The sequence below is a fragment of the Pseudomonas sp. 1 R 17 genome (genome assembly GCF_900067035.1).
Classification (GTDB): Bacteria; Pseudomonadota; Gammaproteobacteria; order Pseudomonadales; family Pseudomonadaceae; genus Aquipseudomonas; species Aquipseudomonas marginalis.
Genome location: NZ_FKLB01000007.1, coordinates 25,087 through 48,166, shown reverse-complemented (window position 1 = coordinate 48,166; position 23,080 = coordinate 25,087). Strand labels below are relative to the sequence as shown.

The 23,080-nt window shown below is 62.5% G+C and carries 17 protein-coding genes; 9 read left to right on the top strand and 8 right to left on the bottom strand.

Annotated elements, in window-relative coordinates; genetic code table 11:
• Positions 1 to 15: 15 nt before the first annotated feature.
• The 3 genes from BFP99_RS01125 to BFP99_RS01115 all read right to left on the bottom strand — a co-directional run bounded on the left by BFP99_RS01125 (position 16) and on the right by BFP99_RS01115 (position 4,977).
• Entirely contained in the window at positions 16 to 2,049 is a 2,034-nt protein-coding gene (locus BFP99_RS01125; protein ID WP_174562752.1) for an ABC transporter permease subunit, read from the bottom strand.
• A gap of 384 nt (positions 2,050 to 2,433) precedes the next feature.
• Positions 2,434 to 3,420, bottom strand: coding sequence for a phosphate ABC transporter substrate-binding protein PstS (locus BFP99_RS01120; protein ID WP_016978637.1), 987 nt, complete (start codon positions 3,418 to 3,420; stop codon positions 2,434 to 2,436).
• Positions 3,421 to 3,687: 267 nt separating this feature from the next.
• Positions 3,688 to 4,977 (bottom strand): MFS transporter, encoded by a 1,290-nt coding sequence (locus BFP99_RS01115; RefSeq protein ID WP_027608244.1) that lies wholly within the window; start codon positions 4,975 to 4,977, stop codon positions 3,688 to 3,690.
• A 409-nt stretch (positions 4,978 to 5,386) separates the two neighbouring features.
• On the opposite strand from BFP99_RS01115, the gene BFP99_RS01105 reads away from it, so the two are divergent.
• Both BFP99_RS01105 and BFP99_RS01100 read left to right on the top strand, forming a co-directional pair.
• The gene (locus tag BFP99_RS01105) at positions 5,387 to 5,791 is read left to right on the top strand and encodes an acyl-CoA thioesterase (protein ID WP_003176975.1); all 405 of its coding nucleotides are present in this window, start codon (positions 5,387 to 5,389) and stop codon (positions 5,789 to 5,791) included.
• Between the two features lie 57 nt (positions 5,792 to 5,848).
• The gene (locus BFP99_RS01100) at positions 5,849 to 6,748 is read left to right on the top strand and encodes a D-hexose-6-phosphate mutarotase (protein WP_065946488.1); all 900 of its coding nucleotides are present in this window, start codon (positions 5,849 to 5,851) and stop codon (positions 6,746 to 6,748) included.
• 57 nt (positions 6,749 to 6,805) lie between these two features.
• Here BFP99_RS01100 and BFP99_RS01095 read toward each other — a convergent pair whose 3' ends face one another.
• From BFP99_RS01095 to BFP99_RS01075, 5 genes are all read right to left on the bottom strand, one after another.
• Positions 6,806 to 7,342 carry a DUF3299 domain-containing protein gene (locus BFP99_RS01095; RefSeq protein ID WP_027608241.1) on the bottom strand — a complete coding sequence of 179 codons (537 nt, stop codon included), beginning with the start codon at positions 7,340 to 7,342 and terminating at the stop codon, positions 6,806 to 6,808.
• Positions 7,343 to 7,419: 77 nt separating this feature from the next.
• Positions 7,420 to 7,665 (bottom strand): GlsB/YeaQ/YmgE family stress response membrane protein, encoded by a 246-nt coding sequence (locus BFP99_RS01090; RefSeq protein WP_065926751.1) that lies wholly within the window; start codon positions 7,663 to 7,665, stop codon positions 7,420 to 7,422.
• Between the two features lie 104 nt (positions 7,666 to 7,769).
• Complete coding sequence (locus tag BFP99_RS01085; RefSeq protein ID WP_065926752.1) at positions 7,770 to 8,855, bottom strand: 5-(carboxyamino)imidazole ribonucleotide synthase; 1,086 nt, start codon at positions 8,853 to 8,855, stop codon at positions 7,770 to 7,772.
• An 11-nt stretch (positions 8,856 to 8,866) separates the two neighbouring features.
• Entirely contained in the window at positions 8,867 to 9,358 is a 492-nt protein-coding gene (purE, locus tag BFP99_RS01080) for a 5-(carboxyamino)imidazole ribonucleotide mutase (RefSeq protein ID WP_003176980.1), read from the bottom strand.
• A 308-nt stretch (positions 9,359 to 9,666) separates the two neighbouring features.
• Positions 9,667 to 10,575, bottom strand: a complete 909-nt coding sequence (locus BFP99_RS01075) for a LysR substrate-binding domain-containing protein (protein WP_065926753.1) — start codon at positions 10,573 to 10,575, stop codon at positions 9,667 to 9,669.
• A 182-nt stretch (positions 10,576 to 10,757) separates the two neighbouring features.
• Here BFP99_RS01075 and aspA point away from each other — a divergent pair, with 182 nt between their 5' ends.
• The 7 genes from aspA to BFP99_RS01040 all read left to right on the top strand — a co-directional run bounded on the left by aspA (position 10,758) and on the right by BFP99_RS01040 (position 23,077).
• Positions 10,758 to 12,182 (top strand): aspartate ammonia-lyase, encoded by a 1,425-nt coding sequence (gene aspA, locus BFP99_RS01070; RefSeq protein ID WP_025854459.1) that lies wholly within the window; start codon positions 10,758 to 10,760, stop codon positions 12,180 to 12,182.
• Between the two features lie 412 nt (positions 12,183 to 12,594).
• On the top strand, positions 12,595 to 14,040 hold the full coding sequence (locus BFP99_RS01065) for an alanine/glycine:cation symporter family protein (protein ID WP_065926754.1): 1,446 nt from the start codon (positions 12,595 to 12,597) through the stop codon (positions 14,038 to 14,040).
• A 77-nt stretch (positions 14,041 to 14,117) separates the two neighbouring features.
• Positions 14,118 to 15,095: an asparaginase gene (locus BFP99_RS01060; RefSeq protein WP_065946487.1), complete on the top strand. Its 978-nt coding sequence runs from the start codon at positions 14,118 to 14,120 to the stop codon at positions 15,093 to 15,095.
• Positions 15,096 to 15,211: 116 nt separating this feature from the next.
• The gene (locus BFP99_RS01055; protein ID WP_065946486.1) at positions 15,212 to 19,774 is read left to right on the top strand and encodes a hypothetical protein; all 4,563 of its coding nucleotides are present in this window, start codon (positions 15,212 to 15,214) and stop codon (positions 19,772 to 19,774) included.
• A 48-nt stretch (positions 19,775 to 19,822) separates the two neighbouring features.
• On the top strand, positions 19,823 to 20,815 hold the full coding sequence (locus BFP99_RS01050; RefSeq protein ID WP_065946485.1) for an AraC family transcriptional regulator: 993 nt from the start codon (positions 19,823 to 19,825) through the stop codon (positions 20,813 to 20,815).
• Between the two features lie 139 nt (positions 20,816 to 20,954).
• Complete coding sequence (locus BFP99_RS01045) at positions 20,955 to 21,989, top strand: histone deacetylase family protein (protein WP_065926757.1); 1,035 nt, start codon at positions 20,955 to 20,957, stop codon at positions 21,987 to 21,989.
• Positions 21,986 to 23,077: a polyamine ABC transporter substrate-binding protein gene (locus BFP99_RS01040; RefSeq protein WP_065926758.1), complete on the top strand. Its 1,092-nt coding sequence runs from the start codon at positions 21,986 to 21,988 to the stop codon at positions 23,075 to 23,077. The genes BFP99_RS01045 and BFP99_RS01040 overlap by 4 nt, the downstream gene beginning before the upstream one ends.
• The last annotated feature ends 3 nt before the right edge of the window (positions 23,078 to 23,080 follow it).

Genomic DNA, 23,080 nt, shown 5'->3' with positions numbered 1-23,080 from the left:
AGACTTCTACCTTTCTTAAAGCGACGAGTATTTCTTGCGCAGACGCTGACGAATCAGCTCGGCGAGGGTGTTCATGATGAAGGTGAACAGCAGCAGCACCAGCGCCGAGAGGAACAACACACGGTAGTGACTGCCGCCGACTTCCGACTCGGGCATTTCCACCGCGACGTTGGCCGCCAGGGTGCGCAGGCCTTCGAACAGGTTCATCTCCATCACCGGCGTGTTACCGGTGGCCATCAGCACGATCATGGTCTCGCCCACGGCGCGGCCCATGCCGATCATCAGCGCCGAGAAGATGCCCGGGCTGGCGGTCAGGATCACTACGCGGGTCATGGTCTGCCACGGCGTGGCGCCCAGGGCCAGGGAACCCAGGGTCAGGCCGCGCGGTACGCTGAACACGGCGTCTTCGGCGATGGAGTAGATGTTCGGGATCACCGCAAAGCCCATGGCCAGGCCGACCACCAGGGCGTTGCGCTGGTCGTAGGTAATGCCCAGGTCGTGGGAGATCCACATGCGCATGTCGCCGCCGAAGAACCAGGTTTCCAGGTACGGGCTCATGTACAGCGAGAGCCAGCCCACGAACAGGATCACCGGGATCAGGATTGCGCTTTCCCAACCGTCGGGAACCCGCAGGCGAATCGACTCGGGCAGGCGACTGAAGACAAACCCGGCCACCAGGATGCCAATCGGCAACAGCATCAGCAGGCTGAAGATCCCCGGCAGATGCCCTTCGACATACGGCGCCAGGAACAGGCCGGCGAAGAAGCCGAGGATCACCGTCGGCATGGCTTCCATCAGTTCGATCACCGGCTTGACCTTGCGGCGCAGGCTCGGGGCCATGAAGTAAGCGGTGTAGATCGCCGCGGCAACGGCCAGTGGCGCCGCCAGCAGCATGGCGTAGAACGCCGCCTTCAGGGTACCGAAGGTCAATGGCGCCAGGCTCATCTTGGGTTCGAAGTCGGTGTTGGCGGCGGTCGATTGCCAGACGTACTTAGGTTCGTCGTAGTTTTCGTACCAGACCTTGCTCCACAACGCGCTCCAGGACACTTCCGGGTGCGGGTTGTCCAGCAGCAGCGGCTGCAGCTTGCCGCCGGCTTCGACGATCACGCGGTTGGCGCGCGGCGACATACCAAACACGCCCTGGCCGTCGACCACCGGATCCACCAGCAGGGTGCGGTGGGCGGTGCTGTGGAACACGCCGAACTTGCCGGAAGCGTCGAGGGCGGTAAAGCCTTTGCGCCGCTCTTCGGCGGTGATTTCCACGATGGGCGCGGTGCCCATCTGGAAGGTACGGATCTGCTTGAAGCGCTGCTCGCCATCCGGGTCACGGGCCATGAACCACTGGGCCAGGCCGCCTTTGGAGTTACCGACGATCAGCGAGATGCCGCCCACCAACTGGGTGCTGGCGGTGACTTCGGCAGTGCCATCTTCCAGTAATTTGTAGCGACCGTTGAGGCTCTTGTCGCGCAGGCTGAACACATCCGCCAGGGCGCGGCCGTTGATCACGTACAGCCATTGCTGGCGCGGATCGATGAAGATCGCCTTCACCGGCTCGGTCATTTGCGGCAGCTCGACACGCTTCTGCTCGCTGGTGACTTCACCGGTCATCATGTTTTCTTCGCGGCTCAGGGTCAGCACGTTCAAGTGCGAACCGGCCGAGCCTGCCACCACCAGCGACGAATCGGTGGCGTTGAGGGCGACATGCTCCAACGGGCGGCCGGCATCGTCGAGCACGATCGGCGTTTCACCGTAGGGGTATTCAATCGCAGGCGTGATGGTCTTCTTGCCGTCCGGGTACGACACCTTATAGGTGTGACGGAACACCAGGGACTGGCCGTTGGACAAACCGAGGATCACCAGCGGGCTGCCCGGCTGGTCTTCACCGATGGAAGCCACGCTCACGCCGGGCGCAAGCGGCAGGTCGACACGCTTGAGTTCGGCACCGCTCGTGACGTCAAAGAACAGCGCCTGGCCCTTGTCGGAAACCCGCATGGCGACCTGGTTCTGCTCTTCCAGGGAGATCAACAACGGCTTGCCGGCGTCCTGCATCCAGGCGGGCGTCAGTGCGTCTTCCTTGGTCAGCGAGGCGCCTTGGAACAGTGGCGCGACCACGTAGGCGAGGAAAAAGAAAATCAGGGTGATCGCACCCAGAACGGCGAGGCCGCCCACCAGCACATACCAACGGGTCAGGCGATCCTTGAGCGCGCGAATACGGCGCTTGCGTTGCAGCTCAGGCGTATTGAAATCAATGCGCTTGGGGGGAGAAGTTGTCGTCATGGTGGAATTGGCCAGATCATTCATGCGCACACCCTAGCGATCCTGTATGACAGAAAGATGACAGTGCAGTGACGCAACAAATCCGCCGCGAAGCAGGGCTGGCAGCGGACTAGAAAATTCGGATGCGGGGCCGGTATTCCGGCCCCGCAGAGGCAATCAGTTGCCTTCTTTCAGACCCAGGTCAGCCAGGGCCTTGGCGGCAACCTTGGCTGGCAGTGGGATGTAGCCGTCCTTGACGACAACTTCCTGGCCCTGTTTGGACAGAACCAGTTTCACGAACTCGGCTTCCAGCGGGGCCAGAGGCTTGTTCGGGGCTTTGTTGACGTAAACGTAGAGGAAACGCGACAGCGGGTATTTGCCGTTCAGGGCGTTTTCTTCGCTGTCTTCGATGAAGTCAGTGCTGCCTTTCTTGGCCAGGGCCACGGTCTTCACACTGGCGGTCTTGTAGCCGATGCCCGAGTAACCGATGCCGTTCAGCGAAGAGCTGATCGACTGCACGACCGAAGCCGAGCCGGGTTGTTCGTTCACGTTAGGCTTGTAGTCGCCTTTGCACAGGGCTTCTTCCTTGAAGTAGCCGTAGGTGCCGGATACCGAGTTACGGCCGAACAGTTGCACTGGCTTGTTGGCCAGGTCGCCGGTCACACCCAGGTCACCCCAGGTTTTCACATCGGCTTTGCCACCACACAGGCGAGTCGAGGAGAAGATCGCGTCGACTTGTTCCATGGTCAGGTGCTGGATCGGGTTGTCCTTGTGCACGAACACGGCCAGGGCATCCACGGCAACCGGGATAGCGGTTGGCTTGTAGCCGTACTTCTGCTCGAAGGCCGCCAGTTCGGTGTCCTTCATCTTGCGGCTCATCGGGCCCAGGTTGGAGGTGCCTTCAGTCAGCGCAGGTGGCGCGGTGGCGGAGCCGGCAGCTTGAATCTGGATGTTGACGTTCGGGTATTCCTTTTTGTAACCCTCGGCCCACAGGGTCATCAGGTTGGCCAGGGTATCGGAACCGACGCTGGACAAGTTGCCCGACACACCAGTGGTCTTGACGTAAGCCGGGATTGCCGGATCAACACCTGCGGCCACCGCGTTGGCGGTCGCAACGCCAGCAGCGACAAAAGTCATTGCCGCCATCAAACGTTTCAGTTTCATGCCTTGCTCCTAGCAGATAGGGATAGTTGGATCGGGGCCAAGTATCGAGAGGCCGTGTGAACACTCTATGTCTGAAATATGACAATTGGATGAAAGGCCAGCATTGGAGATCACACAACAAAAGGAGAGAAGGTCGGGACGTACGAGGAGGTTAGAGCGACTAAGCGACTTCTTGGAAACAAGCTGTAATTGTTATAAAACGCAAGGCATGTGGCGAGGGAGCTTGCTCCCTCGCCACATGGTTACCGGTAAAAGCGCTAAACGGGGTTACCGCCCGCGCTTCCACAGATACCCACCCACCACCATCCCCATCACACACAGGACAGCCACGTAGTAAGCCGGGCCCATCGGGCTTTCCTTCATCAGCAGCGACACCGCCAGCGGCGTCAGCCCGCCGAACACGGCGTAGGCCACGTTGTAGGAAAACGACAGGCCACTGAAGCGCACCACGGGCGGGAAGGCTTTCACCATCACGTAAGGCACCACGCCAATGGTGCCGACGAACAGGCCGGTCAAGGCGTACAGCGGGAACAGCCAGTCCGGGTGGGTCATGAGGCTGTGGTACAGCGTCCAGGAGGTCGCCAGCAGCAATGCGCAACCGCTTACCAGTACACGCCCGGCACCAAAACGGTCAGCCAGGGCGCCGGAGGCAATGCAGCCAAGGCTCAAAGTCACGATGGCCAGGCTATTGGCTTGCAGCGCAACAGTCGGGCTGAAGTGGTAGATGGTCTGCAACACGGTCGGGGTCATCAGGATGACCACCACGACGCCGGCCGACAACAGCCAGGTCAGCAGCATCGACAATACGATGGCACCACGGTGGTCGCGCAGCACGGCACGCAATGGCAGCTCGGCGGCCAGGGTCTTGCGTTGCTGCATCTCGGCGAAGATCGGCGTTTCATGCAGCCAGCGGCGCAGGTACACCGACAGCAGGCCGAACACGCCACCGAGCAGGAAAGGAATGCGCCAGGCGTAATCCGAGACCTGCTCCGGGCTGTAAATAGTGTTGATGGCAGTGGCCACCAGCGAACCCAGCAGGATACCGGCGGTCAGGCCGCTGGTCAGGGTGCCGCAGGCGTAACCAATGTGGCGCGGCGGTACGTGTTCGGACACGAACACCCAGGCGCCCGGGACTTCGCCGCCAATCGCTGCGCCCTGGATGATGCGCATCAACAGCAACAGGACCGGCGCCCACAGGCCGATCTGCGCGTAGGTCGGCAGCAGGCCCATGATCAGGGTCGGCACCGCCATCATGAAGATGCTCAGGGTGAACATCTTCTTGCGGCCCAGCAGGTCACCGAAGTGCGCCATGATGATGCCGCCCAGCGGGCGTGCCAGGTAACCGGCGGCGAAGATGCCGAAGGTCTGCATCATGCGCAGCCATTCGGGCATATCGACAGGGAAGAACAGTTTTCCGACCACGGTGGCGAAAAACACGAAAATGATGAAGTCATAAAACTCCAGCGCCCCGCCCAAGGCAGACAGCGACAGGGTTTTGTAGTCGTTGCGGGTCAGCGGGCGCGACGGTTGCGCACTGCTTGCGGGCACGGAGGACATGGCAAGGCTTCTCTTATAGTAGTCAGCTTGATAAGGACGGCACGCCCGGGACTGGCGGCGGGTCTGGCAAGATAGCAAATCGCTTGTAAAAGCACAGCGCCAGGAGAACAGTTGCGCGCAAAAGCCGCGATACAGCGGCTATTTACCGACCAAATGAGCGTCGGGAGGTCGTCGTGGCGCCAGGGTCTCGATATACTCGGCCCTTGCAAGCGCAAGAACCCCAGGCTTGAGGGGCTGCTGCGCCAAAACGCCGTTGGGTGCCATCCAGCCGATTTGGCAGAGTTTCCCTTTAGCACGCCTTACGAGAAACGTATCGAACGGAGTATGTTTGTGCTGAAACGTTTTTCTAACAGTCGGCTATCCACCTTGCTCCACCTATAAAAGCGTCACGGGTCAGAGGCCCCCCGGCATGATCGAACTCGAACAAGAAGATCCTATCCCGCAAGGCGATCTCGCCCTGCAAATCACCGCGCTCCCGCGTGAAACCAACGGTTTTGGCGATATTTTCGGCGGCTGGCTGGTCGCGCAGATGGACCTCGCCGGTACCGCCATGGCCAGCAAGGTCGCGGGCGGGCGTGTGGCCACCGTGGCCATTGACCGCATGGCGTTCCTGGTGCCGGTGGCAGTGGGCGCGCAATTGTCCTTCTATACCCAGGCCCTGGAAATCGGCCGCAGCTCGATCCAGATGATGGTCGAAGTGTGGAGCGACGACCCGCTGTCCAGCGAATGGCGCAAGGTCACCGAGGCGGTGTTTGTGTTCGTCGCTATCGATGGCAGCGGCCGCACACGCTCGGTGCCATCGCGCGCGCGTTAAACCTCGCGGGGTTTTGACGGTCAATTGCCCCATTGCCTGCCATTGAGAGTGCCTGTTATGCCTACGCCCCACGTTGAGACCGTGAAAGTCGACGAACTGGACTGCTGGCGCATCCGCCATAACGGCGCCGAACTGATGATCGCCCAGCAGGGCGCGCATATCTTCAGTTACGGCCGCGAAGGCGAGCAGCCGCTGATCTGGCCGAACCCTGAGGCGGTGTTCAAGAAGGGCAAGGGCATTCGTACCGGCGTCCCGGTGTGCTGGCCCTGGTTTGGGGTGTTCGACCGCAACCCGCCCAGCGTAAAGGCGATGCGCCAAAGTGATCAGCCTGCGGGCGCTCACGGTTTCGTGCGTACCGCGACCTGGGCATTGGCCGGGACCACCCTTGAAGGTGAAGCGCTGCGGGTGGACCTGCAACTACCGGTTCCTGCAGGCGGCTTCCCCGGCTGGCCCCATCAGGTCGACCTGAGCCTGAGCCTGCTGCTGGACAACCAACTGCACATCCGCCTGACCAGCCACAACCGTGGCAACGACACTGTCACGCTCAGCCAGGCGCTGCACACCTATTTCGCCGTGAGCGACGTACGCAACGTGCAGGTCGAAGGCCTGGACGGCTCGGTATACATCGATACCGCCGATGGCTGGAGCGAGAAAACCCAGTCCGGCCTGCTGCACTTCACTGCCGAGACCGACCGCATCTACCTCGATACGCCCCCGTCGCTGAGCATCCTCGATCAGGACTGGCAGCGTCGCATCCAGCTCACCAGCCAAGGCTCGAAATCCACCGTGATCTGGAACCCCTGGACCGAACGCGCCAAGGCCTTCGACGACATGGCCGACGATGGCTGGCAGGGCATGCTGTGCATCGAAACCGCGAATGTGCTGGATGATGTGGTGAACCTGGCCCCAGGTGAAAGCCACACGCTGGGCGTGAGCATCACCGCTATCGCCCTGTAAACCCAATCGAAAATGTGGGAGGGGCGCACCGCCCCCCACATTGGGTTCAGCGTAAGCTTATAGATCGGATTCCTTTACGACCCGCACCTTGCCCGCATCCAGCGCATAGGCGGCGTCGGCCAAATCGTTATTCACCGTCTCCACCTTCAACGTGCCGGTCACCCACAGCGGCGTGTAGATATCATCCAGCTTCAAACCCTTGGGATAACGCACCAGCACCAACTGGTTAGGCGGCGGTGGCGGCACGTGGATGCAGGCGCCCGGGTATGGCACCAGGAAGAACAGGGTGCTGCGGCCTTTGGCGTCGGTTTCCAACGGCACCGGGTAGCCGCCGATGCGGATGTTCCTGCCGTTCATGGCAGCCACGGTCTTGGTCGAATACATCACCGCCGGCAAGCCTTTGCTCTGCTTCAGGCCACCTTTGTCGGTGAACGTGCCTTGGGCTTCGGGGGAGTTGTGGTCGATCTCGGGCATGGCCTCGAGGGCCTTCTGGTCCGACAGCGGCATCAGGTCGAGCCAGTCGGTTTCCGGCAATTCACCGGCGTGGGCCAGGCCAGAGCCCAGCAGAAGGAGAGTCAACAGGAGACGGCGCATGGAGAGGCTCGGCAAGTACAAGTGGCGAGCATTCTAGCCCTCTGCGCCTGCGCAGCGCAGAGGACTTTGTCGGCTGATTACTTCTTTTTGATCAGGCCGTAGAGCACCAGCAGCACAATGGCGCCGACCAGTGCGCCGATAAAGCCTGCGCCTTGACCCGCCTGGTAGATACCCAGTGCCTGGCCACCGTAGGTCGCGGCCAGGGAACCGGCGATACCCAGCAGGATGGTCATGATCCAGCCCATGCTGTCGTCGCCGGGCTTGAGGAAACGCGCCAACAGGCCGACGATCAAGCCGATAAAGATGGTTCCGATGATACCCATGGCATTTCCCTCTGAATGAAGTGAGCTATGCCAAAGCCTAGACAGGCTTTGGCATCCTGCAATCAGAGGACGGCGATAACCAATGGTTCCCGCCGATCCCCGGGTTATTGCTCGGCGATCAGCGCTTCGACCTTGAGGATCTGCGCTTGCAGCGTTGCGCGGTCCTTGCAGCGCAGGTTGGCGTGGCCGACCTTGCGCCCGGCCTTGAAGGCCTTGCCGTAGTGATGCAGGTGGCAGTCTTGGATGGCGATCACGCGCTCCACCGGCGGTACCACGCCGATAAAGTTGAGCATCGCGCTCTCACCGACCTTGGCCGTGGAGCCCAATGGCAAGCCCGCGACAGCGCGCAGGTGGTTTTCGAACTGGCTGCACTCGGCGCCTTCGGTGGTCCAGTGCCCGGAGTTATGCACACGCGGGGCGATTTCGTTGGCCTTGAGGCCGCCGTCGACTTCAAAGAACTCGAACGCCATCACACCGACGTAATCCAGCTGCTTGAGCACGCGGCTGGAATAGTCTTCGGCCAGGGCCTGCAACGGGTGATCGGTGCTGGCCACGGACAGCTTGAGGATGCCGCTGTCGTGGGTGTTGTGCACCAACGGGTAGAAGCGGGTCTCACCATCCCGGGCACGCACGGCGATCAACGAGACTTCGCCGGTGAACGGCACGAAGCCTTCCAGCAGGCAGGCGACGCTGCCCAGTTCGGCGAAGGTGCCGACCACATCGGCGGCGGTGCGCAGGACTTTCTGGCCCTTGCCGTCGTAGCCCAGGGTGCGGGTTTTGAGCACGGCTGGCAGGCCAATGCTGGCGACGGCGGCGTCCAGGTCCGCCTGGGACTGGATATCGGCGAAGGCTGGGGTCGGAATGCCGAGGTCCTTGAACATGCTCTTCTCGAACCAGCGGTCACGGGCAATGCGCAAGGCTTCGGCGCTCGGGTACACCGGTACGAACTGCGACAGGAAGGCCACGGTTTCGGCCGGGACGCTTTCAAACTCGAACGTCACCAGGTCGACTTCGTCGGCCAGTTGGCGCAGGTGGTCCGGGTCGCTGTAGTCAGCGCGCAGGTGTTCACCCAAGGCTGCCGCACAGGCGTCCGGCGCAGGATCCAGGAAAGCGAAGTTCATCCCCAGCGGGGTGCCCGCCAAGGCCAGCATACGGCCCAGTTGGCCGCCACCGATTACACCGATTTTCATCGTCAACACCCTCAGGCGATACGTGGGTCTGGATTGTCCAGCACGCTGTCTGTCTGCTCGGCGCGGAATTTCTTCAGCACCGCGTGGAACTGCGGGTGCTTGGCGCCCAGGATGCTGGCGGACAGCAGGGCTGCGTTGATCGCGCCGGCCTTGCCGATCGCCAGGGTGGCCACCGGGATACCGGCCGGCATCTGCACGATGGACAACAGCGAATCCACGCCCGAGAGCATTGCCGACTGCACCGGTACGCCAAGCACCGGCAGGTGGGTCTTGGCCGCACACATGCCCGGCAGGTGTGCGGCACCACCGGCACCGGCAATGATCACCTCGATGCCACGGGATTCTGCTTCATCGGCATACTGGAACAGCAAATCCGGGGTGCGGTGGGCAGAGACCACTTTCACTTCATACGGAATGCCGAGTTTTTCCAGCATATCGGCGGTGTGGCTAAGGGTGGACCAATCGGACTTGGAGCCCATGATCACGCCAACCAATGCACTCATCGTCGTGCCTCTTCTCTCTGGGCGCCCGCAGGCGCGTCAAAAAACAACAAGCCACGCGGGAAATCCGGCGTGGCTTGTTGTACGAAATGTGGCCGGTTGGACCGGCCGAAGGCCGCGCAGTATACCGTAATAATCCAGATAAACAGCCCCTGGGATGACCATCTGTCTAGCGGGGCAAAGTGGCGGTTTTATTGACCCTGTAGGAGCGAGCTTGCTCGCGAAGATCGCCAACGATGACGCGGGCGTTCTGAATGGATGCGGCGCTCTCAGGTTTTTCGCGAGCACGCTCGCTCCTACAGGGATCGCATTCAGGTACTTTGCGCCGCGCCACCTTCCAACTTGCGCCACAACAACCGCACATTCGCCTTGCGCACCAGCGCGCAGCGATACAGACGAATTTCCAGCGGCACATGCCATTGCGGCCCGCCGCAGACCACCAATTCACCGCGGGCCAGTTCGGCACGCACGCTCAGTTGCGGCACCCAGGCGATGCCCAGGCCTTCCAGGGCCATGCTTTTGAGGCTGTCGGCCATGGCGGTTTCGTACACCGTGGTAAAGCGCAGCGCGCGCTGGCGCAGCAACAGGTGCACCGAACGGCCGAGGAACGCCCCGGCGCTGTAGGCCAGCAGCGGCACACTGCCCTCGCCTTCGAGGTCGAACAGCGGCTTGCCGTCGGCGTCGGCCGCGCATACCGGGAGCATTTCGGTGTTGCCCAGGTGCAGTGAGGGGAAGATTTCGGCGTCCATTTGCATCGCCGCATCCGGGTCGTAGAACGCCAGCATCAGGTCGCAGCCGCCTTCACGCAGGGCATGCACCGCATCGCCGACGTTGGTGGCCACCAGCCGCGTGGCGATGTTCAGGCCGTCGTTGCGCAGTTGCGCGATCCAGCGCGGAAAGAAACCCAACGCCAGGGAGTGGGCCGCAGCCACCTGCATGACTTCGCCCTGCCCGCCTTCCAGGTGATGCAAATGGCGCAGCACTTCGCCGAGCTGCTCGACCACGGTACGCGCGGTGACCAGGAACAACTGCCCCGCCGCCGTCAGCTCAACCGGCGTGCGCGAGCGGTTGACCAGGGTCAGGCCCAATGCGGCCTCAAGGCTGCGGATACGTCGGCTGAACGCCGGCTGGGTGACAAAGCGCCGCTCGGCCGCCTGGGAAAAGCTGCGAGTCGCCGCCAGGGCGCTGAAGTCTTCCAGCCATTTGCTCTCAAGGTTCATCACTGCCTCCCACGGATACGCACCATTTTGGCACACACGCCCGCCATGATAGCCGGGTCACACTCACATTATGCCGTTTATGCATAGGCCAGTGTTTAACAGCATTGGCCCAAAATTTCCTACAGGCCTAGCATTCGCAGCGTTCCGGCCTGTTCCGGGTCCATATCGAGATGATTTCCGTCATGTCCTCCGCTGCATCATTCCGCACAGAAAAAGACCTGCTTGGCGTACTCGAAGTACCTGCCCAAGCGTATTACGGCATCCAGACCCTGCGAGCGGTGAATAACTTCCGCCTCTCGGGCGTTCCGATTTCGCATTACCCGAAATTGGTGGTCGGCCTGGCAATGGTCAAGCAAGCGGCGGCTGACGCCAACCGCGAGCTGGGCCAGCTCAGCGAAGCCAAGCACGCGGCCATCAGCGAAGCCTGCGCCCGCCTGATCCGCGGCGATTTCCACGAAGAATTCGTGGTGGACATGATTCAAGGCGGCGCCGGCACTTCAACCAACATGAATGCCAACGAAGTCATCGCCAACATCGCGTTGGAGGCCATGGGCCACAACAAGGGCGAATACCAGTACCTGCACCCCAACAACGACGTGAACATGGCGCAGTCGACCAACGACGCCTACCCGACCGCGATCCGCCTGGGCCTGCTGCTGGGCCACGACGCGCTGCTGGCCAGCCTCGACAGCCTGATCCAGGCGTTCGCCGCCAAGGGCGTCGAATTCAGCCACGTGCTGAAAATGGGCCGCACCCAATTGCAGGACGCCGTGCCGATGACCCTCGGCCAGGAATTCCGCGCCTTCGCCACCACCCTCGGTGAAGACCTGGCCCGCCTGAAAACCCTGGCGCCAGAACTGCTGACCGAAGTGAACCTGGGCGGCACCGCCATCGGTACCGGCATCAACGCCGACCCGCGCTACCAGGCCCTGGCCGTACAACGCCTGGCCGTTATCAGCGGCCAGCCAGTGGTCCCGGCTGCCGACCTGATCGAAGCCACCTCCGACATGGGCGCCTTCGTACTGTTCTCCGGCATGCTCAAGCGTACCGCGGTGAAACTGTCGAAGATCTGCAACGACCTGCGCCTGCTGTCCAGCGGTCCACGTACCGGCATCAACGAGATCAACCTGCCGGCGCGCCAGCCAGGCAGCTCGATCATGCCCGGCAAGGTCAACCCGGTGATCCCGGAAGCCGTCAACCAAGTCGCGTTCCAAGTCATCGGCAACGACCTGGCCCTGACCATGGCGGCCGAAGGCGGCCAGCTGCAACTGAACGTGATGGAGCCGCTGATCGCCTTCAAGATCTTCGACTCGATCCGCCTGCTGCAACGCGCCATGGACATGCTGCGCGAGCACTGCATCGTCGGCATCACCGCCAACGAAGCCCGCTGCCGCGAACTGGTGGAACACTCCATCGGCCTGGTCACCGCGCTGAACCCGTACATCGGCTATGAAAACGCCACCCGCATTGCGCGTATCGCCCTCGAAAGCGGCCGCGGCGTGCTGGAACTGGTGCGCGAAGAAGGCTTGCTCGACGACGCCATGCTCGACGACATCCTGCGCCCCGAAAACATGATTGCCCCACGCCTGGTCCCGTTGAAGGCCTAAGCGTTTGTTGCACCGCTCACCAGGTTGAGGGACTAGACACCTCTCACCTTTTGAGGGCCTGAAGGCTCGTTCTTCAGGCCCTTTTTTTTGCTTGTAGGAGCGAGCTTGCTCGCGAAAAACGCAAGGAGACCGCAACCGTCCAGACAGCCAACTTCATCGTTCACGACCTTCGCGAGCAAGCTCGCTCCTACAAACCTTTAATCAGCCCGAGCAGACGGATCACGTTCGCCTAGGTATAGTGCCGCCCCTCTTCGCGTCTGCGGCCGTCGACAACGGCTAGCACGCAGCGATAGCGCATGAATAACAACACCCGCAAAAGGATTGGGGTCGAACCGTCGCGCACTGCCTGGTGCTATGCGAGGGGTAGGACCGTCCTGCGTTTGCCATTAGAAAAATCAGCGAGGAACACTCCATGCTCGAGGTCATCAACGACTTCCTCTCAGGGAAAGTACTGATCGTGCTCATTGTCGGGCTCGGCGGTTATTTCACGATCCGCTCGCGTTTCGTTCAATTGCGTCACTTTTTCCACATGTTTTCGGTGTTTCGCGACAGCCTGAAAAACAGCTCCGACCAACTCAGCTCGTTCCAGGCGCTGATGCTCAGCCTGGCCGGCCGCGTCGGTGCCGGTAACATCGCCGGTGTCGGCATTGCCGTGACCCTGGGTGGTCCCGGTGCCGTGTTCTGGATGTGGGTCACCGCGCTGGTGGGCATGTCTTCGAGCTTTATCGAGTGCTCCCTCGGCCAGTTGTACAAGCGCACTGACGCGGAAGGCACCTACCGTGGCGGCCCGGCCTATTACATCCAGCACGGCCTGCACAAGCGCTGGCTGGGGATGGTCATGGCGTTCCTGCTGCTGGTGACCTTCGGCTTCGCCTTCAACGGCCTGCAAGCCCACGCCGTGACTCACTCACTGAACAACGCGTTCGGCCTGGACACCACCTACACCGGCCTGGCCCTGGCGGTATTGCTGGGCCTGGTGTTCATCGGCGGGATCAAGCGCATCGCCTCGATCGCCGACCTGCTGGTGCCGGTCAAGACCCTGGTCTACATCGCCGTGACCCTGTACGTGATCGTGCTGCAATTCGACCACGTACCGGCCATGCTCGCGACCATCGTCAAGAGCGCTTTCGGCCTCGACCAAGCCTTCGGTGGCCTGGTGGGCAGCGCGATCATCATGGGCGTCAAGCGCGGCGTGTTCGCCAACGAAGCCGGCTTGGGCAGTGCGCCGAACGTGGCGGCGGTAGCGTCGGTTGAACACCCGATCGCCCAAGGCGTGGTCCAGGCGTTCAGCGTGTTCCTCGACACCTTCGTGATCTGCACCTGCACCGCGTTGCTGATCCTGCTCTCCGGTTTCTACACCCCAGGCTTCGAAGGCGACGGCATTGCCCTGACCCAGAACTCCCTGGCCGCTGTGGTGGGTGACTGGGGCCGCATGTTTATCTCGGTGGCCCTGGCGTTGTTCGTGTTTACCTCGATCATGTACAACTACTACCTGGGCGAGAGCAACCTGCGCTTCCTGGTGGGCAACAACCGCAAGGTGCTGATGGGTTATCGCGCGCTGGTGCTGGTGCTGATTTTCTGGGGTTCGATCGAGAACCTGAGCACCGTGTTCGCCTTCGCCGATATCACCATGACCCTGCTGGCGTTCGTCAACCTGTTTGCCCTGGCGTTCCTGTTCAAGATTGCCATGCGCATCCTGAACGACTACGACAACCAGCGCGCGGCAGGCATCAAGACCCCGGTGTTCGACTCCAGCCAGTTCCCAGACCTGGACCTGGACCGCAAGGCCTGGCCGGCCAACCCGGCAAAACCGGACGTTGCCGCATCGGCAGAACTGAACGCTCAAGTGCAACGCTGAGCGTAGACAGATGACACGCCGCCCGGCCTTGGGCATGCTCTGGGCCCGGCGGCGTTTTTCGTTCAGGAGAATCTTCGATGTCCCCAGCCAATAACCTCATGGTGCTCTACACCGGTGGCACCATCGGCATGCAGGCCAGCGCCAATGGCCTGGCGCCCGCATCCGGTTTTGAAGCGCGCATGCGCGAACAGCTCGCCAACGTGTCAGTACCCGCCTGGCGCTTCCGGGAAATGTCCCCGCTGATCGACAGCGCCAACATGACCCCCGCCTACTGGCAACGCCTGCGCACCGCCGTGGTCGAGGCCGTGGATGACGGTTGCGATGCCGTGCTGATCCTGCACGGCACCGACACCCTGGCCTACAGCGCGGCGGCGATGAGCTTCCAGCTGTTGGGCTTGCCGGCGCCGGTGGTGTTCACCGGCTCGATGTTGCCTGCCGGCGTCCCCGACAGCGATGCCTGGGAAAACGTCAGCGGAGCCCTGCTGGCGTTGGGCGAGGGCCTGGCGCCCGGCGTGCACCTGTACTTCCACGGCGCGCTGATGGCCCCGACCCGCTGCGCGAAGATCCGCAGCTTTGGTCGCCATCCGTTCGCCGCGCTGCAGCGCAACGGCGGTGTGGCCCAAGCCGAAGCGCTGCCCGCCGCGCTGGATTACCGCCAGCCGAAGGCCCTGGCCAATGTCGGCGTATTGCCGCTGGTACCGGGCATCGCCGCAGCACAATTGGACGCACTGCTCGGCAGTGGCATCCAGGCACTGGTGCTGGAATGCTTCGGCAGCGGCACCGGGCCCAGCGATAACCCTGAGTTTCTTGCCAGCCTCCAGCGCGCCGAAGAAAACGGCATCGTGGTCGTGGCAATCACCCAATGCCATGAAGGCGGCGTGGAACTGGATGTGTACGAAGCCGGCAGCCGCCTGCGCGGCGTGGGCGTGTTGTCAGGTGGCGGCATGACCCGTGAAGCGGTATTCGGCAAGCTCAACGCGTTGCTCGGGGCCGGGCTGTCCATCGCCGAAGTCCGGCGACTGGTAGAGCTGGACCTGTGCGGCGAACTGAGCTGACCCCACCGCCGCACTGTAGATAGTCACCCCCTTCCCTGGCTGGCCGGCCCCTAGCATGGAACACCCGAGCGAACACCTCGGGCCGTTCCCATCAACCGGCAAGACAGGGATGCCCCATGACCACGCCCATCTCAATCGCTTCACAACAGCCACTGGAATTGCTCACCCAACTGTTAACAGGCCCGTCGTTCAGGGAAGTGGCGGCGGTGTTGTTGCGCCAGGCGCTGCAGGCCCGCTACCCCACACTGGCAATCGACCCCGATATCTGCCTGATCGGCACCCCCGGCTGGGACATCATCGACGAACAGGCCTGCGCCACTACCACCGCCTACGGCACACTGAGCGACAGCCTGACCGATCAGGCCGTGCTCGGCGAACCGACCCTGTACATCGAAGGCGAACACTTCCTGACCCAGCAACCGCTCACCGAGCCGCCAACCCATTTGCCGGTGCGCATCGGTGACATCGCCCATCTGCTCAATACCCTGGCCCCCGTCATGCTGGCGGCCTGGCAGGAGCAACAGCTGGCGTTCTGGAACAAAAGCAACGGCAGCGGCCCCCATTGGCATCAGCTGTCCAACTCATTGCGCGGGGTGTGGAATGTCCGGCAGGCACCGGGCTGGAACGAAAGCGACTGCGCCATGGCGCGCCAGTTGTTTCACGCGCCCACCTACGATGTGCGACGGCTCGACGACCCTTACGCCAGCCACGCCTACCTGCTCGACATCGATCAGGTCGACGGCGCGCAGGTGACCCACCTCAACCGGCTCGCGCTGTCGGTTCTGATCGGCAAGCAGGCCGGACGAGACGTCATCCTCACCCACTCGCTGCTCAAGGGCTATGAGAAGTTCGCGTCCCTGGAACAGCTGGGCCGGAGCCTGCCCGCTCGCCTGGACACCTCGGCGCCCCGCACACAGTTGCAATGGCGCCTGTTCGAACCTGACGGCAATTTTTTCGATCACCAGGCCTGCAGCCTGATTGCCTTGCAGGTCGAGGCTATCGGCAGCCTGGACTTCTCCGACCTGCGCCACCCGGACACGGCTCCGCCACCCGGTGCCACCGAGTTGGCCACCGGCCCCGGCCCCGGCCGCGAGTGGTATCAGCAGGCGCTGCCGGGCTGGCTGCAGGAGGCGTCGACGTCCGACCTGAACTTCTATGCGCGGCATCTCAAGGACCTCGCGTCCCTGAACAGCAGCACCGGCGGCAAGTCGTATCAGGACGATATCCCGCCCATCGAGCAGTACGCGCTCAATCGCCTCAAGGCGGAAATCCTCAAGGACCACCCGCAAGCCGGTGCCCTGGCCTTGGATACGTTCACCCTGAAAGTCCAGCAGCCGGTGGTGTGGGGGACTTTCACGGTGCCCGGCATGACCGAGACCACCACCTTCAACCTCGCCGAACTGGCGCTGCACAACCTGATCGCCCTCCCGGTCGGCAACAAGACCTTGCAGCTGCATAACGGCCAAAATCTGCCGGACTGGCTGACCGTCGAGTACATCGAGAGCCTCGTTTCCCGGGTGGACATCGGCCAGAACTACCCGGCGCTGATCAAAAGCAAGCTGCTGGAAATGCCCCGCGAGGCCTCATCGCGAAAGAACCTCTACATCCAGCACCTGCGCATCCAGCTGCCGTTACTGGCCCTGCAAGGCAAGATTCAGCAACAGGATGGCATCGATGACCGCGGCTATCGATACGTCGCCACCCTGATGCAAGCCGATGCCTCGGATCACACAGTAGACGGGCAGACCATCGTCATGCGGCCTCTGGCGTTCATCCCGCAACGGCGGGACGACGCCACTGCCGATGAGGTCGAAAACATGTACGTCATCGGCCCGCAAGATCCCGCCGCCGGCCCCTGCCTGCTCTATCGACCTCTGTTCACCCCGGCCCTGGTGCAATATCCGTCCCCGGCCAACCTGATGTACGCCATTGCCCAGTCCCCCGACCTGCGCCGTTCGGTGCTGGCCTGGTTGCCGGACAGCGCGCGCGATGCTTACGCCAACTATGTGTTCCCGGGAGCATTGCCTTCCCCCTGGGCCGTCGCCGATTTTCTGGTGGACGCCTCGACACTGGAAACCATGAGCGGCCCCATCGGCCTGGGCAAAGACCCACTCAAGGGTGACCTGCTCGCCGGGCTGTTTGAAGCCAACGCCCAGGCCCTGGTCAAGCTGGCCGACCGCCAGTCGACCTCCAATACCGAAAACCGCTGGGCGACCCTCAAGCAAACAGGCTGGACGCTCCTCAATGCCGCGCTGCCCTTTACCAGCCCCAGCGTGGCGACAGGCCTATGGATCTGGCAGGTCGTCGATCAGTTGCAACAGTTTGTCGGGGCCACGGAGCAGGATGACACCGCGGTCCAATGGACCACTTTCACCGACGTGCTGCTGAACCTGTCGATGGCGATTACCCTGCATATCAGCACGCGCCTGCGTCCCCGCGGCGCTCGGCCCGAGCGGGAATCCAGGCCGACCGAGCCCTCGGCAGGGCAGCGTGTCGAGATCAAACAGCTGGGCGCCATCGCCGGCAATGAAAGCCCAGCGGGCCACACTCCACTGCTGCATACCAGCGGCGCGCTCAATCGCTCGCCCGCCACCCTGGGGCGGGTGCTGGACCGTTTCAAAGTCAGCCAGCCTGGCGCGGCGAGCAGCGTCGACACCCGCCCGGGGCCGACCCGCCACCTTACCCGCGTCGCCCAGCGTCTCTACGCACAGGTCGGCGAGCGCTGGTTTGAAGTGAGCGCGGACGACGAGGGCAACGTGGTCATCATCGACCCTCGGCAGCCGGATCGAACCGGACCGCCGCTGATTCACAACGCCGCCGGCCAATGGTTCGTCGACACCCGCCTGCGCCTGCGCGGCGGCGGCCCCAAGCGCATGCTCAACAAAGCCGAAGCGGAAGCGACCCTCAAGGCCGCCGAAGTACGGGCCAAGCTTGAGGCCTTCGAAAACGCCAAGAAGACCGCACAAAGAGCGCTGCAACAGGCCCGCCAGGCCATGACCGACGTCTCCGGTAACGCTGCAGAAGTCAAACGCCAGCACTACATGGACACGCTCGACCAGCAGAGCGCGGATTACGAAGCGGCGCTGCAACACCTCAAGACCCTGAGTGTGTTCACCCCGGTCCCCGACTACCAGCAAAAAGCCCTGGGTTATATAAAAGCGCAACTGGAGCTTACCGAGGCCGCGATCAGGGAGGCCCAGACCACCTTCACCCCCCAGCTCAGGGTCGTGCTTGACCAGCTTGAACACCCCGACACCCGGCACCCGGCGCGGTACGTCGAAGACGCGCGACAAATGACCGAGATGAGTGAAGACATGATCACGCGCCTGGACTACACCCATGCGCGCTTCACTCAGCTCAAGGCCCTGGCCAAGGAGGGCGTGCAGTTGATCCAGAGCGCCAGGAAAAAACTGCCGGCCTACACCAGCATCGACCTCAAGGCCCTGCAGATAACCCTGGCGCGCAGGTTGTGCCTGCCGGAGGACAGCGCGACCCGTGCACCCCAGGCCTGGGCCAACCTCAATGAGATTGTCGACAACGCCGATCTGTCGGTCCAGGCCCTGCGCGACACCCTCAACGAACGCAGCGAGGCGCGGCTGGACGAACGCATCGAATCCCTGAGCAGCCTGATCGAACAGTTCAAGGTCCTTGACGAGCGCCTGGAGGACTTCTCCCAGGAGTTTTCCAGCCTGACCCACCTCTCCCCGCTGGAACGCCTGCGCAAACAGGTCAAGGATTTCTCCAGGCAGGCCTTGACTCATCTGTCCCAACTGCACGCTGAGCGGGACATCCTGCGCAACCGGCCCACCCCTCCACCGACGCCCCCCAAGCCCTTGAAGAAATTCATCCATACCCGTTACAACGGCGTGATGATCGGCGAGCCCCGCCTGACGGCGGTCGGCCTTGAAACTGACCTGGTGGATATCAAGTCACCGCTGACCCGACAGGTCATTGCCACCTTCCATGAGAAAAGCCCCAACGTCTGGGTGCAACGGCTGAGCCCTGCACACACCGAGCAGGCGGTGCCCGAGCTTCAAGCCAGCCTCGGGCAGGGCCGCACGCTGCTGGACGGTTTGCCCGCGTTCAGGCAACGGGCCATCGAGCAAACACGCCAAGCCGGGCGCACAGCCGTCGGCATCGAATACCTGTACCACCGTCACGCGTTGCTGCTGGAAGAGACCAACCGGCACATCGAGCAGGCCCTGGCCGACAGCACCCTCACAGCCGATCAAACCCAATCGGCAACCGCCCTTGGCAAGCAGCTCAACGACGCCGCGCAGGACCTGTACCGACGCGCATCCGAAAGCATGACGCGCATGATCAAGCATCAGCCCCCAACCACCAAAGGCGTCGAATGGCTGAGCGAGCGCGACGAGATCGTCATCAAGAAATCCGTGAGGCGTCGCCGGCTCAAAAGCAGCACACCGGACTACCTGGACGAATACATCATCACCGAGCGCGCGACCCATCAAGTGCTCTGGTACGCGCACTTTCATTATTCGACCGACTGGACGCCTGCCAAGGCCTACCTCAGCGCACGGTTGAAAACCACCCATGAATATCGACAAGGCTCGGCGGCCGACTCGGTCAAAGGCCTGAACGAGCAGCAGCAAATCGACTATTACCGCAGCGAGATCAGCCTGGAGGCGGCCAAACGGCTATTTTTTGACCACAAGTAGGCGGCACACTCCTTGCTGCCTCTGGGCAAACCCTGGCAGGACTCCCCCATGCTGCACTCGCACCTGACTACGCTCAACGCCGTCTCCCTGGTACTCGACACCTTCAGGGCCGAGGGCGTGAGCCGCGACGTGCTGCTGGCCGGCAGCGGTATCTGCGGCGCCGACCTGAACCGCGCCGACACGCGCATCACCACCAACCAGGAGATGCGCGTGTGTGCCAATGCCGTGGCCCTGCGCCGCGATATCGGCCTGGAGTTGGGCCGGCGCATGCACGTGTCATCCTACGGCATGCTCGGCTACGCGCTGCTGACCAGTGCCACCTTCGGTGACGCTTTGCGCCTGGCCCTGCGCTATCCGGCGCTGTTGGGAACACTTTTCGAGCTGAGCCTGGAAGACGACGGCCAGCGCATCTGGTTCACCGCCGACGGGTATCGGGAAAACCCGGCGCTGGCCACCTTCAATGTCGAGTTCTGCCTGGTGTCGTTGAAGGTCATCTGTGACGATCTGCTGGGCCATGCCCTGCCGTTGCTCGGTGCGCGTTTCGAACACCGCGCCCCCGACTATCGCGCACGCTATGCCGAGCACTTCGATTGCCCTCTTGCCTTCGCTGCCAGCGCCAATGCCTTCGCTTTCGACCGGCGCTGGCTCGACCAGCCGTTGCCGCTGGCCGACCCCATCACCCACCGCGCCATGGCCGAGCGCTGCCGCAAACAGAACACCGAATTCACCGGGCGCCAGGCCTGGCTCGGCCGGGTACGCCAATTGCTGGCCGCCCAATTGAACGCCGCCCCCGGCATCGATGGCCTGGCCGGGCAGATGAACTGTTCGCCGCGCACCTTGCGCCGGCATCTGCATGACCTGGGTTGCAGCTATCAGGAACTGCTGGACGAGTTACGCTTCGAGCGGGCCAAGCAGTTGCTGGGCGAGGACCAACTGCCGATCTATCGCATCGCCGAACAGTTAGGCTTCAGTGAAACCGCAAGTTTCAGGCACGCCTTCGTACGCTGGAGCGGCGTGGCACCGAGTCAGTTCCGCGCTTGAGTCGCGTGCCCCCACATGGGGCGAATAACGGACACAGGCTTTGGCCATATTTATCCCCTTTTGGCCGCTCCTGCCGTTCTCCAAACCTGCCCACGCCGCAACACTGCAAGGCATCCCAAGCAGCCTGCGGAGAACAACAATGCTGACGATCTATTCGGACGATCATCATCTGCACCACGGCCGTTGTGAATTGATGGACGGGCAATTGATGCCCTGCTTCGAAATGCCCGCCCGCGCCGACCATGTGCTGCAGCGGGTCAAGGACCGCCAGCTCGGCCCGGTGCAAGCCCCGCAGGACTTTGACCTGGCCCCCTTGCAGCGCATCCACAGCCGCGAGTACCTGGATTTTTTCAAAGGTGCCTGGGCCCGTTGGCTCGAGTTCGGCCAAGACGGCGACCTGCTGCCCTATACCTGGCCCGCCCGCACCCTGCGCGCCGTCATGCCCACCAGCCTGCACGGCCAGTTGGGTTACTACAGCTTCGACGGCGGCGCGCCGATTACCGCCGGCACCTGGCAGGCAGCCTACAGTGCGGCGCAGGTGGCGCTGACCGCGCAACGGGCGATCCAGCAAGGCGCCCACAGTGCCTTCGCGCTGTGCCGGCCACCGGGACACCACGCCGCCAGCGACTTGATGGGCGGTTATTGCTACCTCAATAACGCCGCCATCGCCGCCCAGGCATTTCTCGATCACGGCCACAGGAAGGTTGCGATCCTCGACGTGGATTACCACCACGGTAACGGCACCCAATCGATTTTCTATGAGCGCAGTGACGTGCTCTTTACCTCGATCCACGGGCACCCGGAAGCCGAGTTTCCGTTTTTTCTCGGCTATGCCGATGAGCGGGGCGACGGGGCCGGAGAGGGTTTCAACTTTAACTATCCGTTGCCGGCCGGTTCGGGCTGGGACACCTGGAGCGCCGCACTGGAACAGGCTTGCCAGGCGATTGAGGGCTACGGCGCCGACGTCATTGTGGTGTCCCTGGGCGTCGATACGTTCAAGGACGACCCCATCTCGCAGTTCAAGCTCGACAGCCCCGACTACCTGGCCATGGGCAAGCGTATCGCCCGCCTGGGCAAGCCGACGCTGTTCGTGATGGAAGGCGGTTACGCGGTGGAAGAAATCGGCATCAATGCCGTCAACGTTCTCGAAGGTTTTGAAGGGGCAGTCGAATGAATCTGTTCAAGTCGCTTGTGCTCTGCGCCGCCGTATTAAGCACCGCCGCGCACGCTGAAGAAAAAAACCTGCGGGTCTACAACTGGTTCGACTACATCACCCCCAAGGCCCTGGAAGACTTCAAGGCCCAAAACCCGTCGATCAAACTGGTCTACGACATCTTCGACACCAACGAAGCCCTGGAAGCCAAGCTACTCACCGGTAATTCCGGCTATGACGTGGTGGTGCCGTCCAACGTGTTCCTGGCCAAACAGATCGAGGCCGGTGTGTTCCAGGCCCTGGACCGCAGCCAGTTGCCGAACTGGAACCACCTCGATCCCAAGTTGATGAAGCTGATCGAGGCCAACGACCCGGGCAACAAATTCGCCGTGCCCTACATGTACGGCACCATCCTGATTGGTTTCAATCCCGACAAGGTCAAGGCCGCGCTGGGCGCAGATGCACCGGTGGACAGCTGGGACCTGATCTTCAAGGAGGAGAACATCAGCAAGCTCAAGCAATGCGGCGTGGCACTGCTGGATTCACCCTCGGAGATCCTGCCCCTGGCCTTGCAGCACCTGGGCCTGGACCCCAACAGCAACAACCCCAAGGACTATGAAAAAGCCGAAGCCTTGCTGCTGAAGATCCGCCCGTACATCACCTACTTCCACTCCTCCAAGTACATGGCCGATATCGCCAACGGCGACATCTGCGTCGCCGTCGGCTACTCCGGCAGCTTCTCCCAGGCCGCCAACCGCGCCAAGGAGGCCAGGAACGGCGTGATCGTAGACATGCGCCTGCCCAAGGAAGGCGCGCCGATCTGGTTCGACATGCTCGCCATTCCCAAGGGCGCGAAGAACCCCCAGGACGCCTACACCTTCATCAACTACCTGCTGCAACCGCACGTCATTGCGCCGATCAGTGATTTTGTCGGCTACCCCAATCCCAACAAAGACGCTACCGGGCAGGTGGACCCGGCGATCCGCAACAATCCCAACCTGTACCCCACCGAAGCCGCGATGGCCACGCTCTATACCTTGAAACCTCTGGGACGTGACGCCGAACGCGCCAGGACCCGCGCCTGGTCCAGGATCAAGTCCGGGACCTGAGCA